Origin of the sequence: Micromonospora auratinigra, from assembly GCF_900089595.1 — a bacterium.
Classification (GTDB): Bacteria; Actinomycetota; Actinomycetes; order Mycobacteriales; family Micromonosporaceae; genus Micromonospora; species Micromonospora auratinigra.
Window position 1 is genome coordinate 1,507,851 of sequence record NZ_LT594323.1, and the last position, 24,697, is coordinate 1,532,547.

Below are 24,697 nucleotides of genomic sequence, written 5' to 3' on the forward strand. Positions count from 1 at the left end.
CTGGCGAGACGTTGACGCCCAAGAGGGCGGTCTGCGCTTCATGCAGTGAAGGACGCGGAGATGAAGGTCTGGATTGCGCGGGATCCCAGTAAAACGGCGGTTGCCTTGCGCCCTGTCGATATCGGTAGCAGGCCTCATCGGCGCGAATGGGGGAGCGTCGTTGACGTAACCCCGGGCCCGCCAATGACGGCAAAGGCAGCGGATCGCAGGGCGAAATTCCAACTGCTTCTGGTTTTGATGGCTGCGTCGTATTTCTGTACTGCTGGCGGGGGCGCCTACTGGTGGCTCATTCTCCTCGCGTCCGGCGCGTTTATGATGGCGATTTTCGCTGCCTCCTCCAAGGCTGGGGAGCCGGGAAAGGTGGTAACGCCCGAACTTGGTCATTATCCCGAGGCCCACCGCCTGCTGACAGGTCCACAGGAGCGCAGCGAGTTCGACCGGCTGTTGAAGCTCGCGGAACGGGTGGGAAAGACACAGCCTGCGCTGAAGCGGCTTGTGGATCCGGACGAGGCTGGCAGCTTGCTGGCCGAGGCGGTCTGGGAGGGGGCTAAGAGCCTAGCGCGCAAAGAAGAGATCCGTGCGGTGCGGGACGATCTCAAGCGCCATGCGCTCGAAGGGTCCGGTCAGGTGAGTCGGTCCCGGTTGGACCTCCTTCAGCAGCAGCAGCGGGCAAACGCCTTATGGAAGGAAGTAGACGCAGAACTTGACAAGCTCCGGTCTCACCTGTCGACAGCCGCGGAGGCAGGGGAGGCGTTCATACGAGATCGGGAACTGGACGACACCCTGAACCGTACAGAAAAGGCGCTGGCGAAGTTGTCAACGGACGAGATCCTCGGATCGTCCCTTGCCAGCGAGCAGTTGGCAGACGAAACTAACGCCGTCATACAAGCCTACCGCGAACTCAACGAATTGTACGGCGGTAAGCGTTAACGACATCTATAAGTATGACTGGTTGTGCAGGGTAGGAGCTTGATGCAAGCGCAGGAGCGCGTCGCCGACCGGTACGAGCTGACGTACCCCCTCGGCCATGGCGGCATGGGGGAGGTGTGGGCCGGCTTCGACGAGAAGCTGGACCGGCCTGTCGCCATCAAGTTCCTCCGCAAGCTCACCATCGCCGACCACGAGCGGGACACGGCGATCGAGCGGTTCATGCGCGAGGCCCGGGTCACCGCCCGGCTCGACCATCCCGGCGTGCCCAGCGTCCACGACGTTGGTCACCACGGCGACGACCTCTACATCGTCATGCAGCTCGTACCGGGCATGCTCCTCTCCGACCTGATCGCCGAACGCGGCTGGATTGCGGTGCCGTGGGCCGCTGCGATCGGCGCGCAGATCTGCTCGGTGCTCGCCGTCGCGCACGCCGCCTCCCTGGTGCACCGCGACCTGAAACCGCAGAACCTGATGGTGACGCCGGCGGGCGCCGTGAAGGTGCTCGACTTCGGTGTCGCGGCGCTGCTCGGCCCGGACGTACCCCGGCTGACCGCCACCAGCCACACTCTCGGCACGCCCACCTACATGGCACCCGAGCAGGCGCTCAACAGCGCCGTCGGGCCGCGTGCCGATCTCTACGCGCTCGGCTGCGTGCTGTTCGAGCTGCTGACCGGCAACCCGCCCTACCGGGCCGACAACCCACTCGGGATGCTGCACCGACACCTGAACGATCCGGTGCCGTCTGTCAGGGAACACCGCGCCGGGGTGCCTGACCTCCTGGTGCAGCTCGTCGTCCGACTGCTCGCCAAGGACCCCCAGCACCGTCCCGGCTCGGCCGCCGAGGTGTACGAGCTGCTCGCGCCGTTCGGCACGGTCGAGCCGGAGCTGGCCAACGACCTGGCGATGACCGTCGCCGACGGGCAGCGAATCGACCCGACCATGCCCCACCGGTACCCGTTCGGCCCGCTGCCGCCGCAGGCGCCGCCGGTGCCGACCCGGATCGACATCGGCCGTCCGCGTACCGCACCTGAGGTCGTCGAGACGCCATCGCTGGACGAGTTGGCCGAGGCCGAGGAGCGCGCCTGGGAGCTGGCCGAGGAAGAACGGTTCACTCAGGCGGCCGAGCTGCTCGAATCGGCGGTGCGCCCATTTCGAAGGGGGCACGGGGCCAAGCAGCCGAGGATCCTGGAGCTGCGGCTCAACCTGGCCAACCTGTACGTCCTCGCCGGTGCGTTCCGGCAGGCGCTACCCGAGTTCCAGCGACTTGTTCCAGACCTGGCCGCCCGACCAGTACCGGATCAGGAGCTGATCTGGCAGTGCCGTCAACAGGCAGCGGTCTGCCAGGCGGAGTTGGGAGAGGCGACCGATGCCCTGCGCGAACTGCGGGCACTCCTCGCCGAGGAACAACGGGTGATGCCGCCGCACTCACCCGAACTGTTCCCCTTGCGGCAGCAGGTTGCCATGCTCGCCGCCGGTGTGGGCGATGTGGGCGGCGCCCGGCGTGAGCTGAGCGACCTGTGGCGCGACGTCAACGCGCTGCACGGTCCGCGGTCGGTGTCGGCCGCCGAGATCGAGGCGCTGCTGACACACCTCGATCGGCTGGGGGATCTGCCTGACGTGACCGGAACAACGGTCGGCTGACATGGGACGGCGTGAGAGGCGAGGGTCATGTTCGAGCTGGTAGACGCGGTCAAGCAGTGCGCCGAGCGGGTGACGCAGTTCCGCCGGCAACACCAGCGGATCGGTGAGCAGAACACCAAGGCGGCACTCATCGAGCCCGTCATCGGTGCCCTTGGCTGGCGCCTGTTCGACCTCGATGAGGTGCACCGTGAGTACCGGAGACGTGGCACCGACAATCCGGTCGACTACGCACTGCTTCTGCTGCGAACCCCACGATTGTTCATCGAGGCCAAGGGCCTCGGCGAGAACCTTGACGATCCGCGTTGGGCGAACCAGACGATCAGCTACGCGACGGTGGCCGGGGTCGAGTGGGTGGCGTTGACGGACGGCGCGGAGTGGCGCATCTACAACGCCCACGCGCCCGTGCCCATCGAACACAAGCTGTTCCGCGCCGTCCGGTTGGAGCAGGACATCGACGGGGCGGTCGAGATGTTGTCGCTGCTCAGCAAAGAGAACATGCGGGACAACCGAATCGAAGAGCTGTGGAAGGGCCACTTCGTCGATCGGCAGGTGCACGGGGAACTGCTCGAACTCTTCGGTACCGGCGAGCCATCGGCGGAGCTGGTGGCAATGTTGGACCGTCGCCTGTCCAGGCTCAGTCGGGACGAGGTCCGGTCCAGTCTCATGAGGGTGCGGGCCACCTTCGATTTCCCGTCGTCTGCCGCACCGCTCAACCCCGGTGGCAGCCGTCCCGCGCCTATGGTTCAACCGGTCGAGCCACCAGCGGAAGTGCATCATCAAGTGACGACCTCACCGGCCGTGCCGCCGCGCGATGCCGGGCCTGCCAGCCGCCGGACGCCCAAGCGACAGGTGTCGGACGCGGAGCGCGCAGTCAAGGTCATCGACCTGATCAGGGCAGGCCGGCTGCGTCCCGGTGCCAAGCTCTACGCGAAGTATCTGGGCAAGCAGTACGTCGCCGAACTCCTGGCCGACGGCAGCATCCGGTACGGCGATCGCACGGTCACCTCCCCGAGTGCAGCCGGTGAGGCTGTCAAGATCGAGGTGTACGGACCGTCGATCACAGCAGCTCGTAAGGCGACCGACGGGCTCGACTTCTGGTCGGCCGAGGACGCCCGAGTCGGCGACCTGGTGTCCCTCAAGGAAATCCGGCGGCGCTTCGCGACCCGGGACGGCGTATGAGGACCCCGCTGACTCTTGCTGAGATCCTCGCGGTCCTGAACGACCAGCGGTCCGTCCCTGAGCTACAGGCGTACTTCGGGCTCGACGGCGGTACGCCCCGTACGGGCAACCAGTTCGAGCGGCTTGGCGGCAGCGGGGACCGACCCGAGGTGCGCAATGTCATCACCGCCGAGGACCTCATCGCGATCGAGCTGCTCAGCGTGCGGGTGCCCCCGCAGACCGCGCTCGACCTGCTACAGGGGCGGCTCGGCCGGGATGTGTCGGCCCAGCTGGCGGTGATCCCGACCGACGTGGGACTGGGCGACGAAGGTGCCCTTGCCCATGTCGACGAGAAGAGCCACGCGGACCGAGCGTGGCGCCTCCTCAAGAGAGCCGACGGTATCGGCTGGGTGATCGCCGGAAAACTGCTGGCGCGGAAGCGCCCCATGCTCGTACCCGTCTACGACGAGATCGTCTCCTGCGCGTTCGGGACCCGCAAGAAGTTCTGGCGCTGGCTGCACGGCCGTCTTCGGGAGGACAAGGGCGTGCTCGTCGAGCGGCTCACCGAACTCCAGATTAAGGCGAGAGTGCCAGAGGAGGTGTCCCAGCTGCGCATCCTCGATGTGGTCTTCTGGATGCGACACCGCAGTCAGCACAAGGGATACCGCTGCCGTGGCCTGAGACCGCCAAATACCGACCGAAGCCACTGACGTCCGCGAGCCAGGCCCGAGCCGGCCGTTCACACTCAGTCTTCCTCGTCGTCCCCGCGCCGACCGAACGTTCGCTCGGCGATCAGGCTGGAGAGCTTGTCCGTCGCCCACTTGGCTCGGTCGAGAGTCTCGTTGCCGAAGCGCGCGGCGGCATTGACGCCTTCGGCTCCCGTCTCCAGCGCCTTGTCCGTCACCTCCATGGCCGCGTCCGCCCATCGTCTCGCCTCCGACGAGTGGTGAGCGCCCTCGATCCCGAGCCGCCCGTGGAAGTCGACGATGGCGATCGAGACATGGTTGCTCGACTCCACCACGGCGGGGGAGTCCATCGGATTCAGCAGCACCTTGCTGTTGGCCGTGCCCGCTGCCGCGCCCATGCGGGCCATCAGGCGTTCGGTGCACCGTGAGATGAGTTCCAGCCGGTTCCGTCGGGCAACCTTCAGCCCGAGTCGATGCCCGTCCAGCTCGCCCGGGGACGCGTCCAGCACCCGGTCGAGTTCGAGCACCGCGATCGCGTCCTGCAGCTGGAAGCAGCGAGCCAGGACAGTGAGCCATTCCTGTCCCTTCGACTCTGCCTCCCGGGCCGCCTTGGCGAGATCACCGATCGAGGTCTTGCTCTCCAGCTTCCCCGCGAGTGCGTCGAGCTGACGCAACGCGTACGCCTGGGTTTCTGCGATCGTCGCCGGCCCGCCCTGCACCTTCGACCAGGTGACTTCGTCGACCCGGCCCCGCTGCTCTCGGATCGTCATGGCCTCCTCGATGACGAAGCCGACGCCGATCATGCGGGCGAACACGGCGTCTTTCTGGGCGCGCAGCACATCGTCGACCTTCTCGTCAATCGTGGCGAGATAGTCGGTGATCTCCTTCATGCTCTGCTGCATTGCCAGCTGCGCCATGATCCCCGCAGCGCCGGCCAGCACCGCCGGGTTGCCTACCAACGATCCCGGCCCCTTCGAGAACTGGAGCCATGACTTGATCGAGCCCGGCTGCCCCACCATCGCATGGCTGACGCCCGGGGTCTTGGTCGGCATGAGCCCGTGTTTGTTGACGAGCTGCGCGGACTCCTTGGTCAACTGCACCCAGCGACCCGAGTTGGCGGCAATCTCGGAGCCCGCCTGTGCGGCTGCGGCACCGGCACCGAGGACAGGTCCGAGCCGGTGCAGTCCCAGGTCCTTCGACGGCAGACCCTCGGAGACGAGGAAGCGGTCGACCGCCGCCGGATCGCCGACGACCGCCAGCCCGTCGCCGTCACTGATCAGCTGAATCTCGTTGCCCATCGTCGGCTCCTTACCTACGTGCGGGACCAACCGCGCAAAGTCCGGTGTGGTACCTCGGCTAGAAGGCAGGACCGATCGCTCCCTGAGCACCAGCGACCGCGATGGTGTTGTGTCGCTCGACGGCTCGGGCAGCGAGCAGGGCACCCATGACGAGGTACGCGATCCACGTCAGCGGCATCGTCACCAGGCCGATGAAGGCAAAGATCAGGAAGAAGTTGACCCAGAACAGTCCCCAGAAGGACAGCAACAGCGCCACACCCGTACCGGTCCGACCGGCGTACAGGTTGCCCACTCCGAAGATTCCCAGCAGGCCGAGGAGTATCTCCAAGGCGACCGCAGCGCCGGCCGACTTCTGCGGCACGATCACCACGGGCGGTACCGGATATGCCGACCACTGTTGCGGACGATTGGGGTAGGTCACCGCATCAGTCTCGGGTGCTGCAGGGTATGCGTCACCCACCGTTCGGTCCCGTTGATCGGACTGGACGGGCGACCCGTTCGCTGTGTCCTGTCCTGGCCGTCAGGCTCCGGGGCGGCGGTGTCTACTCAGAACGAACGCTCGCCACCCAGCGGGATCGAACGTCAGAACGGGGCCGGCTGGGTCCTTGGAGTCGCGTACGGCCACGACGCCGGCGAGGTTGATGGCAACCTCGACGCACTCGCCGCCGTTGCCGCCACTGCGGGTGCTCTTTCGCCAAATGGCGCCGGTCAGGTCAGTCATGGCGCAGCTCCCCGATGATCCCCTTGATCGTGTCCCTCGATTCTGCCTCACTCTGTGCCAGCTGGGCGACGCTCGCAAACGCCTCCTCATAAGCCCCGTAGCTCGGCGGGCTTGTCGAGGTACAACGCCCCCGTGAGTGATTCGCTGTAGACGACCGACGGCTCCGGTGCGGTTCGGCCGCCCTTCGTGGCCGGGAAGTCCAGAATGACGAAGGACCCCGCGACGGCACCGAGGTGGGGCCCGGCGGCCAGGGGCACAACCCGCACCGACACGTTGGTCCGCTCCGAGGCCGAGAGGAGCCCGGTGAGTTGCCCAATCATGACGCTCTGACTACCGACCCGGCGTCGCAACACCGCCTCCGAAATGACTGCGTCCAACCGAGGCGGCTCGGGCAACCGGCGGTCCAGCAAATTCTGCCGTTGCAGGCGTACCTGGACGGCATGTTCGCGGTCTTCGTCCGTGGCGGCGGGCTGATCAATGCGCGCCAGCGCCCGGATGTACTCCTGAGCTTGCAGTAGTCCCGGGATGACCGTCTCCTGGTACTGGCGGAGCTTGGCTGCGGCGGATTCCAGGCCGACGTAGAGCTCGAACCAGCTCGGCACCGCGTCGCCGTACGCGTGCCACCAGCCCTTCGACTTCGTCTCCGTGGCCAGCCCCTTCATCGCGTCGGTGACCGAGCATCCCTGCGGGGCGGCGGCTCGACCTGCTGCGGGGCGAGCTCGGCCGGGCCGTGTCGGCGGAACTGGTCAAGATCCCGATCGACGTGGAGCTGGGCGAGGACGACGCGCATGCGTACATCGCTGACGGCGGCGCCGCGGATACCGCCTGGCAGCTGCTTCGGGGCGCGACCGGTATCGACTGGGTCATCGCAGGCAAACTGCTCGCCCGCAAGCGCCCGAAGCTGGTCCCGGTGTACGACCGCGTCGTGTCCTGCGCCTATGGCAGCGCGGACGGCTTCTGGGAATGGCTGCACGGCAAGCTCCTTGAAGACGGCGGCGTGCTGGCGAGGCGGCTCGACACACTGCACCAGGAGGCCTACCTGCCGGAGATGGTCAGCCGGCTGCGGGTGCTCGACGTCGTCTTCTGGATGCGGCACCGACCCGCCCACCTCGCCAGCGGCGGCAGCGGCCTGCAGCAGCCCAACCCGTTGGAGCGCTGAGATGCGGAAGATCACGATTCACGTCGACCCCCGCGACGCCGACCATTACGCAGACATCGTGAACGCCGTCTGGGCTCAGATGAACGCGACCGGCTGCGACTTCACCGTCACTCCCGATGCCGAAGCCGATGTAGCCGAGCTGGACAAGCGGTGGGACGACTACAGCACGGTGTCGTGGTCGGCCGGTGGCCGACGCGGCACCCCGCAGGCGATCGCGGCCACATCTGCCCGGAACAACGCTGACCCCACCGAATGAGGGGCCGCCGGGAGAAGGCGAGCCACCCGACCTCGGTGGTCTGCATCAACTGCGGCGATGCCGTGCACGGCCGGGCCGGCTCGCGCGGCCGAGGCCCGGACATCGCCTGGTATGCCCACTGCCACCCGTGCGCCGCCCTGGTGGCAGATCAGATGGAGCGGCTTGACGTGTTGCCCGAGGACAGCGGCGCGGCTCTCTACAGGTGCCGAACGTGCGGCACTGACCGTATCTGTCGTCTCGGATGGCGGACCCGGTGCCACGTCTGCCTCGACGAGCGCTCAACCGGCCACGCCCTCGCGGCCGGGCAGCGACTACTGACCGACCTCCCAGACGATCCCGCACTCGCGGACCAGATCCGTCGGTTCGCCGGCTTCACGACGGCGGACGCCATTACCGCCCGTGCCGCCCAAGAGTTCCAGGCTGCGGTCGCCCTCGGCACGGAGCTTGACCGGCGTCGTCGTGACGGGTGGAACGACGTCACCGGTGACGTGCACGGCCTGCCGTGGTGTGGTGAATGGACTGGTCCTTCGTCTCATGGCACCTGGGGCGTCCACGACCGGTGCGGTACGTGGCAGCCGCTCCGCGGCCGAGCCTGCCCGCAGTGCCCGTCAGAGCCGGGCGACCGGTCGTTTGCCGCACTGAGGGACACCCTTCACCTGCTCTACCTGGTGCGGCATCGCGGGCTGCTGAAGTTCGGCGTCGGCGGCGAGCGCCGGGTGCGGCAGCACCTGCTGGCGGGCGCGGAACTGGTGGAGGTCGTCGAAGGCCGCCACGCCGACGTCATAGCCGCCGAGGCGATCCTGAAACGGCAGAAGAGGCAGGCCGCGGTTCCGCTGCGCAAGTGGCGTACCTGGCGGATGCCGGCGTCGTTCGGAGCGGGCACCGAGGTGGTGCGTACGGGTGCGCCGATCAGACTGACCGACGTGCTGACGAGCGGCCGCGACGTGACCGACCGCTTCGCGCCGACGGCGCAGCACACCGATACGGTGCCGATACGAAGGCGGTGAACGAGCTGTCTCCGGCCCGGTGGGGTGGGAATCTCCACTCGGCAGCCGTACCGAACCCGACCCGCCGGTGGTCTACCACGAGTCGTTGACGGCTGCGCGGAATCTCGACCGTGCGGCGTACGTCGCCGCGTACACGTTCGTCGGGGATCGGCTCGGGTTCGCTGACGTTTCGACGGCGACCAGTCCCGACGACTCATCGTCAAGATCCTCCAGCAGGCGCACCACCGCGGCTGGGTGGTCCGGAAGCCGCCGTGAGCGCGTCGCCGCGCGCCCGTTCCACCCGCTGCAGGCGGGCGCTGAAGTGACGTCGCCAGGCGGGCGTGTTCCAGGCGTAGCTGAACGCCCAGGGGGCCACGCCGTGCAGTTCGACTCCCGCCGGCGGGTGGGCGACCATCGGTGCGCCGCGAACCATCTCCAGCATGTTCAGCGAGCAGTCCACCCGGCCGGGTGGCGCTGCTGCCTGTAGGCGCAGGAACCACTGCAGTTGTGCCTGAGCTTCCTCTTCCCGTTCGCCGGGGAAACCGAAGATCAGGTTGGTGACCACCGTGATGCCCGCCTCTGCCAGGGCGAGGATCAGTTCCTGCAGCATGGTGGGGTCGGCTCGTTTGTCGAAGAGGCGTTGACCGGTCGGGTTGATCGTCTCGACCCCGATCTCCAGCGTGGCGAGCCCTGAGGCTGCCAGTAGCGGTGCGAGCGGAATGAGTGCGCGGCTGGCCTTCGTGGTGGCGCTCCAGCGGACCTCGGTTGCCAGGTCCTGCCGCAGCGTATGTGCGAGGGCGTTCAGCATTGGGGCGGTGAACAGGGAGTCCTTCAGGGAGAACCGGCGGATCCCGTACGTGCGCACGAGGGCACCGATCGTGTGGCTTGCGGCCTCGACGTGCAGCGCGGTGGGCTGCGGTTCGACCACCGGGTAGGTGCAGAAGGTGCACCGGCCGTAGGAGCATCCGCGGGTGAACTGCACCGGCAGGGTGATCTGCTGCCGGTCGTAGTGCGCGAGCTGCCGCTCACCGAAGGTGGGGAGGTACTCGAACGGGGCGCGGGTGGGTGGCTGCGCCGGTGCCAGTGGCCGCCGGATGGGGCGTGCGCTGAGGCGCGCCAACACGGTGACGAACTCGTCCTCGCAGTGACCGGTGAGCACCAGGTCGACGCCGTCCCGCAGCGCGGGGTCACGTTCGAGGGATTCTCGCAGCAAGGTGACGTGACTGCCTCCGAGCACGGTGGTCGTTGCGGGCCAGATCTCCTTCGCTACGCGCAGCACGAGCAGCCCGACGAAGACTTGCGAGGGCCCCATGAGGGACACACCGACGATGGCCGGGGGCCGGTCGCAGGTGGCGCGCAAGTGTTCTTCGAGCCAGGCCCGCCAGGGTATGGGGTCGCCGGCGGCCGCAGTGATGGCATCGCTGATGGCGGCCAGTGGATAGTGCATCCCGGCCACCGGGTCGGCGGTGTCGGGCAGGTGCAGTGGGGCAGTGTCGCGCAGCCCCGTGTGGTCGAAAAGCCATTGAGCGGCGGCGGCGACGCCCGAACGGTCCTTGCCGTGGTCGCCGAGGGTGTGGCTGGGGCGGACCGCTCGGTTGCCGAAGCGCCTGAGTAGGAGGATGTTCAGGTCCAGCACCTCGACCTGGAACCCGCTGCGCGCCGCCACGGTGGCGAGGATCGCTGGCCCCAGCGGCGGATTAGTGTCTGAGGGCGACGGTGGGGGTACGACGATCAGCGCATCGCATGGCGATTGCGGCGCGTGGCGGAATTCGGATGATGCCATCGCGACCTCACACTGAGCTAGGCATTGATTGCTCTGAGTGTAAGTTCCGTGATGTGGCGTGGTCTACACGCGATGCAGAACCTGACGGAGGTCCCGGATTTTGAAGTCCGCAGGGCAATTGCGTAATGCAAAACCGGGGTGGGCGAAGAGGAAGGTGACCCCACCGGCCACCTCCGCCAGTCGCATGTCACTGGCCGAATCTCCCACGATCACCACCTCCTCGAAGCGCGACTGCCCGGCCAGATAGCCGGCGAGGACGTCCAACTTGGTGGTCTTCACATCCAGGACGTGCTGGTCGACTGCGAACGCACGCCCCGGCACGAAGTAGTCAGTCAGGTCCAGCAGTTTGAGGAACATGTCGAGCGTGCCGGGGCGGGTGTTGGAGATGACGATCTGCTGATGGCGGGCGGCGATCGCGTCCAACACAGTCCTCACGTGCGGCGTCGGTGTCATCCACCGATACTGCAGCTCAGGCCGCTCCTCCGACAGGATGAAGCACGCGTCCTGCAGCTCCAGGTGACGCTGGTGCGCCTCCTCCGGCAGGAGGAACGCGAAATACTCGTACCACTTCTTGCCGTAGAGCAGCCGACCATCCTCGTAGGTGAACCGAGACTCGTATCCGAAGGTCGACAGGACCTCGTTGGAGATGTCCACCACGGCTCGGTCGTTGCCCTGCTCGAGTACCCCGTGCAGGTCCCAGACAAAGAGTTTCACGAGCTGGCCCTTCCCATGGTCGCGTAGTGTCATCTACTCACTCGGCAAACGACGTCGGATTTGCGTCCGCTATGGGCCGACGGGAGATCGTCTGCAGCATCTCGGACAGCTTGTCTTCCATTGCCTGCGTCATCCCCTGCCCGGACAGCGCATCGACGGCCGCCCGAAGCGTGGACAGGGAACGGCCACCGATGGTCTCACAGCGCACAAGATAGATGTCCATGAAGGTGTACAGGTCGACGTAGCGGCGTTGTGCGGGGATTGCCTGGAAGGTCTGGCTCTCGAACATCGCCAACACTCGGCTCGTGGTGCGCTCGTGCGGCACGTACGGCGGCCGGTCCAGAAACGGCGGCCGGCCCGCCCTCACGTCGCCGTAGTAGTAGAGAACGTAGCCGCGGCTGCAGGCCCGAAACTCCGGGTCGTACTGCAGCAGCGAAAAGAAGCGCGCCAACGCCACATCCGACCGGTGGTGACACAACGCCCACAAGATCGCGCTCAGCAGGAACTCGTCGCGCTCGCGGTGCAGCAGCGCGTCCAACTGCTCCGGCGCCGCCGGACTGGTCCGCGAAATCAGATAGACCAACAGGTTGCACACCGTGAGCCGGTCGGCCGCATCCAGGCCCGGCTCGTCGCGCAACTGCCGGTACAACCCGCACAGCCGCTCGCCGAGACCGCGATCGGCCAACTCCTGCAACTGGCCGATCAGATGGTGCCTGACCTCCCTGGTCAGGTCCCGCCGCAACAACCCGACCGCCTCCTCAGGCGAGAGGCCGGACAGCAGTCGGTCCGCGATGTGCCGCGCCAGCAGGTACTCGTAGAACGAATAGTGCAAGAACTCGCCGACCTGAGTGCCGTGCAGCGTGCGCCGGTCGATCACCTGATCAAGCGCCCGGATCTGCGCGCCGCGTGCGCTGCCGGTAGCGAGCGCGGAGAACAGCTCGGCCATCGGAATCGCGTCCGCCGGCAGATCCCGGGTGTGCACGAGCCAGGCCGCCGCCTGCCAGATCGCCAGCGCCTGGCCGCCCCACCCAGGGTGACTGCCGTGCACGGCGAAGTCTGTCGTGTGCCCCAGCCGGTTCAGGTACTCGCCGTAAAGGTTGCTCGCGCTACTGATGCGCGTCGCCGCGTCCGGGCCGATGAAGGTGAGCATCCGGGCGTAGAGCGGGCGCTGCACGAGTCGGGTCAACCGCTGCGACGCGACCACCGTCCGATACAGATCCGGATCGGCGATCAGTCCGTGCCGTTGGAGCCTGCCCAGGTAGTCGGCGAACTCGATCTCCACCGACCAACCCCGCAGCACGAACACCTCATCGAAGCTGATGCCGGTCGTCTCGAAGGCGATCCACTCCTCGTACTCCCTCGTGCGGGATGTGACCAGGGCCGGTGCATGTGCGAGCAGATCCAGCAGCGCCGCGGCGAGCGGCCCGCCGTCGGCCAACTCGCTCGCCTCGTCCAGGCCGTCCACCAGCAGCACCGCATCCGCCGCCCCCACCGGGGTGAGCCCCGCGCTGCGCAGCTCACCGACAACCTCCACGGCGTCCAGCGCACGTAACGGAATCGGCCGCAATCCGGCCCGCTGCAACGCCAGCCCGACACCGTAGAGCGACAGGCTCTTCCCGGAACCCGGCTCACCCAGCAGGAGCACCGACTCACCGGCACGCAGGCGAGCCACCAGCGCCGCCACCGCCGGCTCGCCCGTCTCCGGCGTCCGCTCGTGATAGCGGACCAGCCGGCCCGGCACGAACAAATCCATCCGATGCAACTCGGCCAGGCTCAGATCGAGGGGATACGCGGTGCGCCGCCGACCCAGCCGGCTGACCATCTCCGCAGACAGACGGGTCAGCCGCGCCTCCCGCGCCTCCCGATGCTCCTCAGGCAGAACGGTCGGGTCGCCCACCGGCCCTCCCGCCGCCGCCACCGGTGGCGTCACATCGCCGTCCAGCGGATCGTCCGGGCCGCCCGGGGTCCTCCGTACGCCCTCCGGCAACACCACCAGAGCGACGGTCAACCCGACCAGCAGCAGCGCCAAGGCGCCGAGCGACTGCCAGGCGTGGGCACGGATCGCCTCCAGCCAGCCGGGCCACCGCTGCTGGGCCGATGCCTCATTGGTGATTAGGCCCGTCAGCACGGTCGCGACAGACAAGACGCCGGTGACCGCGATGACCAGCACCGTTCGCGGTGTTCTCTTCATGGGCATTCCCCGACGCGATAATTGGCTGCGGGTGACCGGACGCTCACTTCAGGCTATCGCTCCTGACGCTCGCGCGCCGCGTGGCGGCTTCCACAAGGGATCTTCCGGCACGGTCGGATTGCCGATTCGTCCCCGTCGCGTGGCACGAACCTGCGCAGGCGGCGAAACTGCGGCCGGCCGGAGCTGCCCGCAACGACTACGGTGCCCTCAGGCCGATTAGCAGATCACCGCATCGTCATCGATGGCCCGGACGGTTAGACGATGATTGCAAAGAGACAAGTTCGCATGCGCTCCGGTTATCGATCTTGTCTGCTCGGGCCAGCCACACCCTGCGTCACCTGCGCCTAACCTGATCGGCACAGCACCGAGCCCGCAGCCGCTCTAGCGGCGCGGCGGAATGGCGAAAAATGGTACTGCCACACCAGCGGAGCCGCACCCGTAGCCGGCCCCGCAATTGACGGGGGTCATCGTGGGGCCAGGGGCAGAGCGCAAGCTCGTCAAACTCATACAGCAAGCGCTGACGCAGGGGCCAATGCCGCAGACGGCACTCCTCGCGACCCTCCGGCAAGCCGGGTTGCGCACCGACAGCAGCGATCTCTACCTGGCCTGCGCCACACACGGATTAGCGGACCTGAAGGGCGACAGCTGGATCCCGCGAGGCTGGGCCACCCCGGTAGCCGAAACAACCCCGGCGTCAGCTCAGCCTCGGCAGTCGCCGCAGCCGCCCGCGGACCGGCGGGCGGCCACGCAGGTACGCCGTCTCGCGTCGTCCATCGGCATCTCGATGGACGAACCATCGCCGCCCATCGGACCGGTGCCGGCCCAATGGCCGCAGGTCGCCGGACAGGCCGCCCGGGCGCTGAATGAGGAACTGCGCGCCGTCACGGACAGGCGCACGTTGCAGGACGTGCCCGTCAGCGGCGGATTCGTGGTCGCCGAAACCACGTCTCGCAAGCTGATGCGGTTCGAAGCCGAAGGTGACCTCGGGGTGTCCGAGGGCGCGCAGGCGATGCTCGTCGCCGAGGGGACGCCCGTCGACGTCGAGGTCGTCTCCGTATTCGGTAACGTGGTCACGCTGTCGCTGCCGCCGGAAGCGAAAACGCCAACCAAGGCCGCGCTGCGCTGTGACCTGACCTGGCTGCTCTCCTCGCAAAGCAAACGCCTCCGCGAGCTCGTCAACGGTGGACCAGGCTTCAATGCGGAAGCCGCGGCAGCCCTGCTCACCACGACCGGCCGCGCCACCACGTTAGAGGACCTGCCGCCGGAGGCGCTCGACGGCCTGAACCACGGCCAGCGGTATGCCGTCCAACTGGCGCTCACCCCAGGAGTCACGTGGCTATGGGGACCTCCTGGAACCGGCAAGACCACCACCGTAGCCGCCCTCGTCGCGGAACTCTGCCGACGCGGCCTGCGGGTGCTGCTCACCGCCCCCACCAACGCCGCCATCGACGTTGCCATCCAGAGCACCCTCAAACGGCTCCCCGGCCTCGCCAGTGGCGCGCTGGTCCGGCTCGGTCAACCCTCCGACGCCTCCCTCATCGCGCGACCCGACGGCCACGTCCTGATCGATGAGATCGCCGCCAAGCGGGGTGAGCTGCTTGCCAAGGCGCGGGTCCGGCAGGGTGAGCGGATCCGCACCCTGCGGGACCGACTCAAGCCGCTCGAGAAGCGACACGCCAGCCTCACCGCTGACGAACAAGCAATTCGCCTCAAGCTGGAGCGCGACCTGGCCGACGCGACTGCCATGGTCCGGGAACTGGACTCCTCCCTTCACTTCGTACGACGGCAGGTCTGTCGTGAGGCGCAGGTAGTCGCGGCCACCTCCCACCAAGTCGTGTTGAAGACACTCAAAGAGCTCAGCTTTGACGTGGTGATCCTCGACGAAGCGAGCATGACCACCACCGCGCTGGCCCTGTTAGTGGCCGGCGCTGGCACCGGTCACACCATCGTCACCGGTGACTTCCGCCAGCTGCCGCCCGTCGTCATCGCCGACACGCCCGACACGCAGGACTGGCTACGGCGCAGCCCGTTCGAAACCGCCGGCGTCAACCACGCGGTCACCCGGAACAACCCACCCCACCGACTCGCCGCCCTGACACAGCAATACCGAATGCGGCACGACATCAACCACATCGTCAGCGAGGCGTTCTATCCAGAAAGCCCCCTGCTCACCGCCCCACATGTCGCCACCAGACCCCGCAGCAGCAAGGCGGCCTGGGCGCGCGGAGAGCTAGTGCTACTCGACACCTCCACCCTGCACGCCCGCACCGCCCGGAAACAGGGCATGTCCTCCCGCTACAACCTGATGCACGCCCAACTCGCCGCCGGACTCCTCACCGACCCGACGGTCAAACTGTCCAGCCTTGGAGTCATCTCGCCGTTCGCCGCCCAGGCACGCCTGCTGGAATCGCTACTGCCCGAGGCGAAGCTCGAAGAATGGGCCGCCTCGACCGTGCACCGGTTCCAAGGCTCGGAGCGAGACGTCATCATCTACGACACCGTCGACAGCGGCATCGGGGTACGCCCCCTGCACCGATGGTTCACTGACGGCGACAACGGCGGCGACGGCGCCCGGCTGCTCAACGTCGCCGCCAGCCGCGCCCGCGACCACCTCCTGGTCGTCGCCGCACTGAACCAACTGCACCACAGCCGGACCACCCGGGACGCCGTGCGGCAGTTCTTCACAAAAATGCTGGAGAGAAGCCACATTATCGACTGGGAGTCGACGCTCCACCACTCGTCGGTCACCCGGCGGGTGAGCGGGAGCGTCACCGAGCTACTCGCGAAAGACCTGATCGGCGCCCGCAGCGTCGAGATGTGGCTGCCCCGGGCACCGCTGGTCGAGCTGCCAGCCCTGATCCCATCGCTGAAACTGATCGCCGAGCAGGACCTCCAGACGGAGCCTGTGACGATCTGGTGCGAGCCCGACCCGGACGGCTACCTGTCGCCGGAGGCGACGCAGGCCAAACGCGCCGGGATCAACATGCGCCCGTGCCTGCCAATCCTCGAATCGAGCGCCGTGATCGACGATGTGGTGTGGACGTCAACCGGCTCCCTGCTCGGCCCGGATCCCGGCGTGGTGCTACGCACCCCGCACCCGGCCTTCGCCGATGCGGTACGTCGGGCGCAGCGGCGACGGCCCGGCGTAGCGCCGGGCAGCCGGCAACTTGGAGATGAGTGCGGCCGCTGCTCCCGCAGCCTCATCCGGTTCGAGGTCGGCCGCCGCGGACTGCCGACCGTCGGCTGGGGGTGCCTGCTCTGCGACAGCTCGAAAAGCCGACAGAGCCGCGATCGGGCCGGCGGCGAGCGGCAGGGTAGCTGGGGGCGACGCTGAGACCAGTGCGACAGCCAACCATCAGCGCAAGGAGCACCTGACCCGACATGCCTGACCTCACCATCGCGGAGCGCATCATCCAGGAACTGCTGCACACCACGCTCCCGCTCGATGACGACGAACTCGCGCGGCGCCTGGAGATACAACCCCGGCAGACGATCAACCAGGTCTGCCGTCGACTTGAGCAGAGCCGTCAGGTCCGCCGCTACATCGGTCCCAGCGGCAAGATCGTCAACGAGCTCGTCGGCGGCAGCCTCCCCGCTGGCACAGTCATCGAGCACGCACTCCTGCCCGAGCCCGCAGCTGGGGACAGCGCGACCCAACGGCGCGCCGAAGGTGTCATGCTTTCCCAGCTCAGCGAGCGGCTGGGGAAAACGCTGAGGCCACGCAGGTTCGCCCTACCCGACGGCGTCAGGGTCGAAGTCGACGGCGTCGACGAGGACCTCACCCTCCTTGTCGAAGCGTGGGCGCACCAGGGACCACCCAAGTCTGCGCAGAAGCACAAAGTCCTCGCTGACGCGATGCGCCTACTGTTCGTCGCCTCGACGCTGCCAGTCCCGCCACGAATGGTGTTGTGCCTGTCCGACAACGAGGCCGCCCGACACTTCACCACCGCGCGGTCGTGGGCAGCCACCGCCCTGCGTACCTTCGACATCCGCGTCGAGGTCGTGGAACTGCCAGCCGAGCTGAGAAGCGAAATCGTCGCCGCGCAGCAGCGCCAATACCGCTGACTGACACCACCACAGCGCACGTCGTTGCATACCGGCACCCGTACTCGGACCTCAGAGGCGGAACCTCACCGCGCCCGACGAGACCCATCGCCGCCTGCCCAGCTCGGTCGACCATTCGCACCGAGCGGGTCGAAGTCACGCCGGATGCGCCGGCGGTCCTCGACCAGCTCGCCGCCTTCTGCGTGGAGTACCTCGAACGGCTGGAGGACGCCGCGCCAGCCGCAGAGCTCGACCAGATCGAGCGGTACGTCGACCGTGCGATCACTTTGACCCAAGGGCGCGTCGGCCACTACTACGAGACGAAAGGCAGGGTTCTGGCGCTGCGCGGCGAGTTCGAAGCTGCGCGCGCCGCCGTAGCGCAGGCGGTGGAGTTGGAGCCGCGCACCGCCCGCGACTACCTGCGTCGGTTGGGCGACGAGGAACTGGTCTACTCCGCCGAACACAAGGAACTCGAGGTGTTTACGTACGACGAGGTGCCGCGGCTGCACATGCCGCAGCCGTACAAGCGGACCATCGCGCGGTGGCGCGAGCGGGCCCATCACCTGGCATAACTGCCGGCCCGGCGCCCTCCGCCTATGGAGCGGCGCTGCACCAGCTCCGGCGCTGATGCGCACCACAGCGCGGCATTTCCCCTGGTTAGTAGATATTCGGGCGACAGTTGGCGTCGGACGCGGCCGGGGGACCCACCACGCCGGCCAGACTCCAACTCAGGCCGGGACAACGGCCGTTGACCGCCATTGACTGCGACTTCACCGTCACGCCGGACGGCAAGATGATCCGACCGCATTCGACCGTAGTAGCTGCAGCTCCGACCGCCCGTACGCAGTGGGCGGCTCCTGGCCACCGATACCCCAACGAGTCCAGAACCTCGGTCGGCGAAATACCCGGGCGGCAACAGTTAGTGGAATGGGTGCTACGGCTCGATCCGCATACGACCACGCTGGGACATCCGGACCAGCCCCAACCTCAGATCAGCGGCGTCGCATGAAGGCGTAGGTCAGGTGGCTGGAGGTGAACTCGGAGACAGTGATGAGCTCCCAGCCCACCGCCTCGAGCATCTCCGCGGCCGCGACGGCCTGACTGACCCGGTCGGCTCCGGCACCCTGAACCAGGATGGACAACAGCCGGTATGGGTAGACCCGCAGGTCAGCACGACCAGCGAGCACGGTTTGCGCGGTGATGGTGCGGGTGCGGATCACCTGATCAGGGTTCTCGGGCATGGGTGCCACCGTATGCGCTGCCGGCAGCCGACCAACTGCACAGTGGTAGCGGCATCCGCTCAGGCCGATCAGCGCGCATCAGAGTAGTACTGGGTACCGACAACTCAACCCACCGTGACGCCGCTTCGCTGGTTTCGAGCCCACCACTCTGTGCGGATCTGAGCGTCAGCAAGCACTGTCGAAGGACAGGCCGCTACTTGCCGGAGCCGCGAGCCAGGCGGCCCGGACAGGAGCATATCGCCGCGCAGTCATCCGGGTATGCGCCAGCGCTGCGGCACGCAGCGGTCCGGTGGGCGCGAACTTGATCCCCGTGTCGTGGACGTCGAGGCTGTCGAGGCCGACCAAATCGGCCTCGTGGACGAAGGCCATCTCCAAGGCGAGCTGCCACAACTCGGGCTGCCAGCCGGGATCGTCGTGGTCGCCGACATCAGCGATCGCCAGCTGCCGAGTGAAGGTCAGAATCAGGCGGTTGTCGCTCCAGGACCTTCGGCCCCACTGAATGATGAAGCCGTCTGCGTCGGAGTCCGGAGTTGGGTCGATGCCGGCGATGTCCAGTTGTAGGAACTCTGCGAACGCACCCCATGCCGCCTCGACATCGGTCACAGCGTCCGGATCGACTCCTTGCCGCCGCAGAATCTTCGCGTACACCTCACCGCTGATCGATCAAGGGATGTGCATGCGACCAGCATGCCCTGACGAACAGCCCGGCTGTCGTGCGGCCCGCCAACAGATCCGCAACAGATCTCGGCCAGCTGACAGGCGACAGCCCGGACCGGTAAGGCATCAGTGCCGGCACAACTGCTATCCGCCGTGCAACCCCTGTGCGCTCAACCGGCCACTCCCGCTAAGGTCGACCTCTCGTTGATCCACCGCGTGGCCAGAGAGGGCAGCCATGGCTAGGTTCCGAGTCAACGTCTGCCTAGATCGCGTGGCGGCAGGTGATGTCGACGCCGCGCTGACCGCCGCGATGGCGCCGTTCGACTACAACTTCAGCGACGAGTGGAACAGCGCCGGCGAATGAGACAGGTGGTGTATCGACGCCGGACCCGCCAGCGGATTGGCGGTGCGGCCCGAGCACCAGGGCGATCCGCGGCTCATCTACGGCGATCATGAGGCCGAGCCGCTGCACTGTGCCGGCGGCCCGCGAGGCCTGCTCGACTTCGACGCGACGCGCCGGCAAGCCGTCGACCGGGCGAGCGCCAGATGGCAGGCCCAGCAGTACGACTTCCAGAAACTGGTCGCCGAGCATCCGCCAGCGCGGCCCTTGACAGACTTCCTGGCGCGTCACGAAGCGAACCCCGAGGGCTATCCGCGCGAGCAGGCCGTCGCCGACCACCACGCCCAGCCTCTGATCCTGGCACTCAACCACCACACGGCCTGGGAACGCTACCCAAGCCTCGGGATCTGGGTACTCGGGCCGAACACCGACCCGATCAGTGCGATTACTCGTGACCCCCAAGCCGCCTTCGACGACGCGGCAGCATGGGCCATCACCGCCGGCGCCCTACTGACCACCGAAGGCCAGTGGATCGATCCCGACCAGCTGGGACCATTCGCGACACCTCCCGACGGCGAAGACGCCATCGACGCCTACGCGCGGCAGGCCAACGCCTACCTCGACAAACTCGACGACGACTGCATCATCGTCAGGCTGCTCTGCCACTGCTGATGGTCCGGGGGATGGCTGACCAATGCCCTCACCATTCGCGCCACTCGTCAGTAAGCTCGGTCCGCGCGATGTCGCGTCTGGCGGTGAGAGCTTCGACATCAATGCCCGCATCTGTCAGGACATCGTCGATGTACTGACACAGTTCCTCGCGCTCGTCCGTCTCGATCCTTCCGCGTTCCTCATTAATCGCGTTCAGAGCCATGACAAGCCGCTCGACCGATGCGACGACCTCGTTATCAGACGGCGACGGCATCGGTAGCGGTGGCATTCCTGGAAGCGTCTCGGGCCCAGATCGCGCGACGCCCTCGGTGTGGGAGAGCGAGCGCACGTCTGCTTCATAGGCGTCCAGAGCCGTATCGACAGCAGCGATGAAGGCCTCTGGCCATAGGTGTAGGGCGTAGGCGGCATCTTCAGCCAGAATGCCTGCGGCGATGCGGCGCTTTTGGTTCCGTACCTCGCGGCCCCACTCTTCGGTGGGTCGTGTGTTCATGGCACGCAGCCTAGGGCGAGGCGTCCGGCGGGGGCGGGAGCGTCTGCAGGCTTTGGCGGAAGACCGGTTCCGGCCTTGTGGCCTGGTTCAGGAGGAGAACGAAGTCCGGCAACGCGTCCGGTGAGGGAGTTCCAGTGGGCGTCTGTGAGCCTTGCTCGCTTTCCCAGTCGATGAGGTTTACGGTCACCGTGTAGCGGCCGGCGGGTGCGGCCACGCGGAGGCCTCTTTCGTCTGGCTTTGCTGAGACGTGTTCCAGGCCGGTCAGGTAGAGCGCTCCGGGTGAGGTGATGAGGTAGGGGCCCGAGGTGACGATCCGCCGCGCTCGCTCCCGTGCGCTCAGGTCCGCGATCTGCCCGGAATCGCCGACGCGTACCACGAACTGGAAGGCGCCGGAGCCGAGAGAACCGCTCGGGTTGAGTGCTCGCATGGAGGTCATCTCGGCGTTGCTTCCGCACCTGGTGGATCTGCAGTCGATGTGGTGAGGGTGTTGCCAACCGCCTCGGCGATGATCTTAGGTTTGAGCGTGGCGATGATGGCGGGCAACGGCTGGCGTTGGTGGCTTACTGCGGGCGGAGCTGGCCTTGTGGTGCTACCGATCGCGCAGGGCGCGCCCATGGTGGCTGTGCTGGCGGCGGTCTGCGGCGTGGTCGTGATCGGCGCTTGGGCCTGGGGCACCCGTAGCGGCCGTGCCGTCGGCGTGACTGTCGGTGTCGTCTTCACCGCAGTGCTGGTCGCCGTGTTCACCGTCTCGCAGTGGCCCCGGGGTCTGGTGGCCGCGCCATGGCTGGACTGGTTCGCAGTGTGGTTACTGGTCGGCGTCGTGTGCCTGGCCGCGTTGCTGATCGATCGCAGGGTGCATCCCGTCTCGCCCCCGTACACGGCAGCGGGGAAAGTGCCCGCGGGCAGGGTCCAGTGGGTTGCCGCTATGGCGACGTTGGGAGCCGTGGTGCTGCTGTGCGGCTGCGGGCTCGGCATCGGCGGGTACGACGGCGACGGCAGGCTCCGGTTTCCTGCCAGCGTCGACGAAGTTCTCCCACTGCCGGGGTCGCTGCGCCTGGTGTCCGCCGACGTCTGTGCCGACGGTGGCGTCAGCGGTAACTGCACAGCCGAGTTCGTGGTGGTGGCGACCGATGATGTCGACAGGGCAACGACGGTGACCCGGCTCGTCGAGCACTTGCGCAACCGTGGTTGGCAGCTTCAGCCCGAGAATGGCGTCTATCGCGGCTCCCGCGAAACCGGCGGGATCCTGAGCTGGACAGCGCACACAGTGTGGTTGTACGCAGACCTCAAGTCGGCACCGGGATTACGACCGGCGTCACCGCCGGAAGCTGTCGTCATCTACATCGACAACCTCTGACGGTTGTCCAGCCTCGACCAGAAGGCAATCCTCTGTCGCAAGGCGAGCTATGCGGCGCATCGCACCGCTGGTGATAGCTCCCTTTTGGGCACCCCAGTCCCGATCGGCCCGGGACCTACGGTGGTGTCGATGACATTCCCGAACAGGTACCCAACGGCATCCCCACCGACGAAGCTTGGGTCGAACAGGCTCTGCGGCTGCTCTCTGGCGTGCCGGTCGAACTCAATGTCGCCGTCAAGCGACTCAGCCGTGGCAGTGGCTTCTACGCCTGGTGGGCCGCTCCCTCGATTTCTCCCGACCTGCCCGGGTGCCGAATGAGAGCGCCCCGTCGCTACGACTGCTATACCTTGGACGAGCGGCCAGCCGGCGCGGGCGCATCCTGCGCAACCAGCTGAGACGCTCGGGCAGCTCCACGCTGCGCCGGAGCCTGACCGGGCTTCTGATGGCCGAGGGCTACCGGACGACCTGGACCGACCGTGTCGTCCTGGTCCCTGAGGATGAGGGGGGACTGACCGCGTGGATGTCGCACGCACCTGCGCTTGACCTGGGCCGAAGGCGCGGAGCCGGCGACCATCGAGGCCGAACTTGTCCGGCGTGTGCACCCGCCGCTCAACGTGCACGGCGTCGACCCGGAGCACCTTCAGCCGGCCGTGGTCGCCGCCAAGAACTCATGCATCGCCAGCAGCCGCCCAGCCGAGCCCTCGCGAATGCCGTAATCGGTTGCGCGGCATGCGTGCAAGTGCCCTCTCCGGTGAGCCAGGACGCGTCAGGCGAGGACCCGCTTCGCAGGCCGGCACTGTCCGCTCATGCCGATGAGCGCCTATCGAGTGCAACTCTTCCGATGTGCGCACAAGCAGGCTGCGGAGCGGCGGTCAACTGGCTTTGGTCGACCGCTGGTACCCGTCGACGAAGACCTGCCACGTGTGCCGGTATCAGGCGGACCGGGACCACAACGCCGCGGTCAACCTCGCCTTCTGGGCCGAGCAGCACCACGCCCAGGTCCGGGATCTCCCCGCAGGGGGCCCGGTCACCAACGCCCGCCGAGGGGAAGGCTCTGGCCCACGCACACGCGCGGGCGAAACCAGCCCCGATGGCGCAGGAACCGCACCCACCCCACCCGGGGCCAGGCACGGACGCCCGAGAAGGGCGCTGTCTCACCACTCCACCGAGTGACGAAACAGGCAGTAGACGGAGGGCACGGGTGTCAGCAGGTCGACGGCGATCGAGACCAGTTCGATGCGCCCGATCCGGGCGATGGGGAACAGGACGGCGCCGGCGGCGAGCAGGACCCCGGTCCACAGCGGGACTCGGCGGCTGACGAGCAGGTAGACCGCGAGGAGCAGCTGCGTGACCGGGAGCGCGGGCCGGCCGATCCAGAAGATCATTGGCAACCGGCAGATGATCGCCCAGGCGGCCCCGGGCTTGACACCGTACATGGCGTTCATGGCGCCGGAGGCTGCCAGCACCATGCCCAACCGGCGCTCCGCGGTGTCGCGTCGGATCGCTGCGGCGATCCCGGCGAAGCCGACGATTCAAGCGGCCGCCTTGGCAAGACGGTCCGATACCCTGCCGTGACGTCATCATCGGCTCGCCGCGCTGCTGACTCCTGCTGGGAGGTTCTTGTGTTGGTGTGGAATGAGTGGCGCCCCTTCCTGCGACGCATCGTGCAGGAGGGCGGCGATATCGGTGACATCGCCCGCGCCGTCAGAGACCACGGGGAGGGGCGATACATCCAGGCTGGCGGCGCCCTGCACCAGAAGTTCGGGCTGCCCCTGGCGGACGCGTTGAAGATCATCGCTTGGGCCGAGTCCAACAGCGGCGAGGACGGGCTGACTCACCTGCGGGCAGAGATTCAGGATCGGCTGAGCTGGCAAGATACCGCTGCGACCCGGGGTTTGGAAGAAGATCGCGGATAGCTGGTCGGGCGGCGGCGCCAATGGTCAGGTCGTCCGTGGTTGTCGTGCAGCGTCGGCACCTGCGGCAAGTCTTAGCGGTACAGTCGCTGGTCGTGACTCGGGACGTGGTTCTGCTTCTTGGCACCGCCCAGCCGGACGGTTCACCCTCACTGCAGCGGATCGCGCCGGAGGTCGCACGGGTGCTCGACCTCAAAGATCTGAGAACCGGAGACCACCGGTATGTCATTGGTGACGGGGAGGATTTCAAGGCGTGGCTCAGCTTTCACCCCGAAGACGAGGAGCCGCACCTCAGTCACCCCATCTGGGTGGACGTGGCGACCGAGAAGGGCGCCGAGTACGAGGTCGGCCGGAGGTTGTTCCAGTTGCTGGCAGACAGCGATCGCTTCCGTGTGGTGCTGTTCCTGGACTGGAACTGCGACCGGTCGACGCACCTTTCGTGCCAGGACTGGTGACCTGA

The 24,697-nt window shown here is 67.3% G+C and carries 26 protein-coding genes and 1 pseudogene; 15 read left to right on the forward strand and 12 right to left on the reverse strand.

Annotated features, from left to right (window positions below; all coding sequences use genetic code 11):
* The first annotated feature begins 60 nt into the window (after positions 1 to 60).
* From GA0070611_RS06605 to GA0070611_RS06620, 4 genes are read left to right on the forward strand one after another with little or no spacing between them, the layout of a single operon-like run.
* Complete coding sequence (locus GA0070611_RS06605) at positions 61 to 930, forward strand: hypothetical protein (protein WP_157740227.1); 870 nt, start codon at positions 61 to 63, stop codon at positions 928 to 930.
* A 42-nt stretch (positions 931 to 972) separates the two neighbouring features.
* Positions 973 to 2,571, forward strand: a complete 1,599-nt coding sequence (locus GA0070611_RS06610) for a serine/threonine-protein kinase (RefSeq protein WP_091659168.1) — start codon at positions 973 to 975, stop codon at positions 2,569 to 2,571.
* Between the two features lie 27 nt (positions 2,572 to 2,598).
* Positions 2,599 to 3,750 (forward strand): restriction system modified-DNA reader domain-containing protein, encoded by a 1,152-nt coding sequence (locus tag GA0070611_RS06615; RefSeq protein WP_091659172.1) that lies wholly within the window; start codon positions 2,599 to 2,601, stop codon positions 3,748 to 3,750.
* Positions 3,747 to 4,439: a DUF6308 family protein gene (locus tag GA0070611_RS06620; RefSeq protein ID WP_091659177.1), complete on the forward strand. Its 693-nt coding sequence runs from the start codon at positions 3,747 to 3,749 to the stop codon at positions 4,437 to 4,439. The genes GA0070611_RS06615 and GA0070611_RS06620 overlap by 4 nt, the downstream gene beginning before the upstream one ends.
* Positions 4,440 to 4,474: 35 nt before the next feature.
* On the opposite strand, the gene GA0070611_RS06625 is transcribed toward GA0070611_RS06620, so the two are convergent.
* The 4 genes from GA0070611_RS06625 to GA0070611_RS06640 form a co-directional block, all read right to left on the reverse strand.
* Positions 4,475 to 5,713 (reverse strand): hypothetical protein, encoded by a 1,239-nt coding sequence (locus tag GA0070611_RS06625; RefSeq protein ID WP_091659181.1) that lies wholly within the window; start codon positions 5,711 to 5,713, stop codon positions 4,475 to 4,477.
* Between the two features lie 58 nt (positions 5,714 to 5,771).
* Positions 5,772 to 6,134: a hypothetical protein gene (locus GA0070611_RS06630; protein ID WP_157740228.1), complete on the reverse strand. Its 363-nt coding sequence runs from the start codon at positions 6,132 to 6,134 to the stop codon at positions 5,772 to 5,774.
* A 99-nt stretch (positions 6,135 to 6,233) separates the two neighbouring features.
* Positions 6,234 to 6,434: a DUF397 domain-containing protein gene (locus GA0070611_RS06635; protein ID WP_091659185.1), complete on the reverse strand. Its 201-nt coding sequence runs from the start codon at positions 6,432 to 6,434 to the stop codon at positions 6,234 to 6,236.
* An 86-nt stretch (positions 6,435 to 6,520) separates the two neighbouring features.
* Positions 6,521 to 7,096 (reverse strand): DUF5753 domain-containing protein, encoded by a 576-nt coding sequence (locus GA0070611_RS06640; protein WP_091659188.1) that lies wholly within the window; start codon positions 7,094 to 7,096, stop codon positions 6,521 to 6,523.
* 17 nt (positions 7,097 to 7,113) lie between these two features.
* On the opposite strand from GA0070611_RS06640, the gene GA0070611_RS06645 reads away from it, so the two are divergent.
* Genes GA0070611_RS06645 through GA0070611_RS06655 form a run of 3 tightly spaced genes read left to right on the forward strand, consistent with a single transcriptional unit; the run spans position 7,114 to position 8,856 of the window.
* On the forward strand, positions 7,114 to 7,593 hold the full coding sequence (locus GA0070611_RS06645) for a DUF6308 family protein (RefSeq protein ID WP_269456368.1): 480 nt from the start codon (positions 7,114 to 7,116) through the stop codon (positions 7,591 to 7,593).
* Between the two features lies 1 nt (position 7,594).
* Positions 7,595 to 7,849, forward strand: coding sequence for a hypothetical protein (locus tag GA0070611_RS06650; protein WP_091659195.1), 255 nt, complete (start codon positions 7,595 to 7,597; stop codon positions 7,847 to 7,849).
* A 35-nt stretch (positions 7,850 to 7,884) separates the two neighbouring features.
* Positions 7,885 to 8,856, forward strand: coding sequence for a hypothetical protein (locus GA0070611_RS06655; RefSeq protein WP_157740229.1), 972 nt, complete (start codon positions 7,885 to 7,887; stop codon positions 8,854 to 8,856).
* A gap of 199 nt (positions 8,857 to 9,055) precedes the next feature.
* Here GA0070611_RS06655 and GA0070611_RS06660 read toward each other — a convergent pair whose 3' ends face one another.
* The 3 genes from GA0070611_RS06660 to GA0070611_RS06670 form a co-directional block, all read right to left on the reverse strand.
* A complete protein-coding gene (locus GA0070611_RS06660; RefSeq protein WP_157740230.1) occupies positions 9,056 to 10,501 on the reverse strand; it encodes a B12-binding domain-containing radical SAM protein in 1,446 nt (481 codons plus the stop codon).
* A 180-nt stretch (positions 10,502 to 10,681) separates the two neighbouring features.
* Entirely contained in the window at positions 10,682 to 11,332 is a 651-nt protein-coding gene (locus GA0070611_RS06665; protein ID WP_157740231.1) for an HAD family hydrolase, read from the reverse strand.
* 37 nt (positions 11,333 to 11,369) lie between these two features.
* Positions 11,370 to 13,523, reverse strand: a complete 2,154-nt coding sequence (locus GA0070611_RS06670; protein WP_157740232.1) for an NACHT domain-containing protein — start codon at positions 13,521 to 13,523, stop codon at positions 11,370 to 11,372.
* Between the two features lie 532 nt (positions 13,524 to 14,055).
* On the opposite strand from GA0070611_RS06670, the gene GA0070611_RS06675 reads away from it, so the two are divergent.
* The 3 genes from GA0070611_RS06675 to GA0070611_RS06685 all read left to right on the forward strand — a co-directional run bounded on the left by GA0070611_RS06675 (position 14,056) and on the right by GA0070611_RS06685 (position 18,139).
* The gene (locus tag GA0070611_RS06675; RefSeq protein ID WP_091659215.1) at positions 14,056 to 16,857 is read left to right on the forward strand and encodes a DEAD/DEAH box helicase; all 2,802 of its coding nucleotides are present in this window, start codon (positions 14,056 to 14,058) and stop codon (positions 16,855 to 16,857) included.
* 47 nt (positions 16,858 to 16,904) lie between these two features.
* Positions 16,905 to 17,588 carry a hypothetical protein gene (locus GA0070611_RS06680; RefSeq protein ID WP_091659218.1) on the forward strand — a complete coding sequence of 228 codons (684 nt, stop codon included), beginning with the start codon at positions 16,905 to 16,907 and terminating at the stop codon, positions 17,586 to 17,588.
* 182 nt (positions 17,589 to 17,770) lie between these two features.
* Positions 17,771 to 18,139, forward strand: coding sequence for a hypothetical protein (locus GA0070611_RS06685; protein ID WP_091659222.1), 369 nt, complete (start codon positions 17,771 to 17,773; stop codon positions 18,137 to 18,139).
* Positions 18,140 to 18,559: 420 nt separating this feature from the next.
* Here the strand turns inward: GA0070611_RS06685 and GA0070611_RS06690 are convergent, their stop codons facing one another.
* Positions 18,560 to 18,808 (reverse strand): transcriptional regulator, encoded by a 249-nt coding sequence (locus GA0070611_RS06690; protein WP_091659227.1) that lies wholly within the window; start codon positions 18,806 to 18,808, stop codon positions 18,560 to 18,562.
* Positions 18,809 to 18,973: 165 nt separating this feature from the next.
* Entirely contained in the window at positions 18,974 to 19,411 is a 438-nt protein-coding gene (locus GA0070611_RS06695) for a ligand-gated ion channel (RefSeq protein WP_157740233.1), read from the reverse strand.
* Positions 19,412 to 19,871: 460 nt separating this feature from the next.
* Between GA0070611_RS06695 and GA0070611_RS06700 the strand changes: the two genes are divergently transcribed.
* On the forward strand, positions 19,872 to 20,477 hold the full coding sequence (locus tag GA0070611_RS06700) for a hypothetical protein (RefSeq protein WP_091659237.1): 606 nt from the start codon (positions 19,872 to 19,874) through the stop codon (positions 20,475 to 20,477).
* A 28-nt stretch (positions 20,478 to 20,505) separates the two neighbouring features.
* Here the strand turns inward: GA0070611_RS06700 and GA0070611_RS06705 are convergent, their stop codons facing one another.
* On the reverse strand, positions 20,506 to 20,967 hold the full coding sequence (locus GA0070611_RS06705) for a hypothetical protein (protein WP_091659240.1): 462 nt from the start codon (positions 20,965 to 20,967) through the stop codon (positions 20,506 to 20,508).
* 10 nt (positions 20,968 to 20,977) lie between these two features.
* On the reverse strand, positions 20,978 to 21,394 hold the full coding sequence (locus GA0070611_RS06710; protein ID WP_157740234.1) for a hypothetical protein: 417 nt from the start codon (positions 21,392 to 21,394) through the stop codon (positions 20,978 to 20,980).
* Between the two features lie 96 nt (positions 21,395 to 21,490).
* On the opposite strand from GA0070611_RS06710, the gene GA0070611_RS06715 reads away from it, so the two are divergent.
* Together GA0070611_RS06715 and GA0070611_RS32380 are read left to right on the forward strand one after the other, a co-directional pair.
* Positions 21,491 to 22,324, forward strand: a complete 834-nt coding sequence (locus GA0070611_RS06715; RefSeq protein ID WP_157740235.1) for a hypothetical protein — start codon at positions 21,491 to 21,493, stop codon at positions 22,322 to 22,324.
* A gap of 307 nt (positions 22,325 to 22,631) precedes the next feature.
* Positions 22,632 to 22,793 (forward strand): annotated as a pseudogene (locus tag GA0070611_RS32380) (GIY-YIG nuclease family protein); the annotation flags it as partial.
* 685 nt (positions 22,794 to 23,478) lie between these two features.
* On the opposite strand, the gene GA0070611_RS06725 reads toward GA0070611_RS32380, so the two are convergent.
* Positions 23,479 to 23,799 carry a hypothetical protein gene (locus GA0070611_RS06725; protein ID WP_157740236.1) on the reverse strand — a complete coding sequence of 107 codons (321 nt, stop codon included), beginning with the start codon at positions 23,797 to 23,799 and terminating at the stop codon, positions 23,479 to 23,481.
* Positions 23,800 to 23,946: 147 nt separating this feature from the next.
* Between GA0070611_RS06725 and GA0070611_RS06730 the strand changes: the two genes are divergently transcribed.
* Together GA0070611_RS06730 and GA0070611_RS30990 are read left to right on the forward strand one after the other, a co-directional pair.
* Positions 23,947 to 24,240, forward strand: a complete 294-nt coding sequence (locus GA0070611_RS06730) for a hypothetical protein (protein WP_091659257.1) — start codon at positions 23,947 to 23,949, stop codon at positions 24,238 to 24,240.
* Between the two features lie 92 nt (positions 24,241 to 24,332).
* Positions 24,333 to 24,692, forward strand: a complete 360-nt coding sequence (locus GA0070611_RS30990) for a hypothetical protein (protein WP_157740237.1) — start codon at positions 24,333 to 24,335, stop codon at positions 24,690 to 24,692.
* Positions 24,693 to 24,697: the final 5 nt, after the last annotated feature.

Coding starts and splice junctions, on each gene's coding strand:
- GA0070611_RS06670 (WP_157740232.1), bottom strand. CDS start 13,523: ATGAAGAGAACACCGCGAACGGTGCTGGTCATCGCGGTCACCGGCGTC.
- GA0070611_RS06640 (WP_091659188.1), bottom strand. CDS start 7,096: ATGAAGGGGCTGGCCACGGAGACGAAGTCGAAGGGCTGGTGGCACGCG.
- GA0070611_RS06620 (WP_091659177.1), top strand. CDS start 3,747: ATGAGGACCCCGCTGACTCTTGCTGAGATCCTCGCGGTCCTGAACGAC.
- GA0070611_RS06615 (WP_091659172.1), top strand. CDS start 2,599: ATGTTCGAGCTGGTAGACGCGGTCAAGCAGTGCGCCGAGCGGGTGACG.
- GA0070611_RS06605 (WP_157740227.1), top strand. CDS start 61: ATGAAGGTCTGGATTGCGCGGGATCCCAGTAAAACGGCGGTTGCCTTG.
- GA0070611_RS06650 (WP_091659195.1), top strand. CDS start 7,595: ATGCGGAAGATCACGATTCACGTCGACCCCCGCGACGCCGACCATTAC.
- GA0070611_RS06675 (WP_091659215.1), top strand. CDS start 14,056: ATGCCGCAGACGGCACTCCTCGCGACCCTCCGGCAAGCCGGGTTGCGC.
- GA0070611_RS06690 (WP_091659227.1), bottom strand. CDS start 18,808: ATGCCCGAGAACCCTGATCAGGTGATCCGCACCCGCACCATCACCGCG.
- GA0070611_RS06680 (WP_091659218.1), top strand. CDS start 16,905: ATGCCTGACCTCACCATCGCGGAGCGCATCATCCAGGAACTGCTGCAC.
- GA0070611_RS06625 (WP_091659181.1), bottom strand. CDS start 5,713: ATGGGCAACGAGATTCAGCTGATCAGTGACGGCGACGGGCTGGCGGTC.
- GA0070611_RS06635 (WP_091659185.1), bottom strand. CDS start 6,434: ATGACTGACCTGACCGGCGCCATTTGGCGAAAGAGCACCCGCAGTGGC.
- GA0070611_RS06710 (WP_157740234.1), bottom strand. CDS start 21,394: ATGCGAGCACTCAACCCGAGCGGTTCTCTCGGCTCCGGCGCCTTCCAG.
- GA0070611_RS06610 (WP_091659168.1), top strand. CDS start 973: ATGCAAGCGCAGGAGCGCGTCGCCGACCGGTACGAGCTGACGTACCCC.
- GA0070611_RS06705 (WP_091659240.1), bottom strand. CDS start 20,967: ATGAACACACGACCCACCGAAGAGTGGGGCCGCGAGGTACGGAACCAA.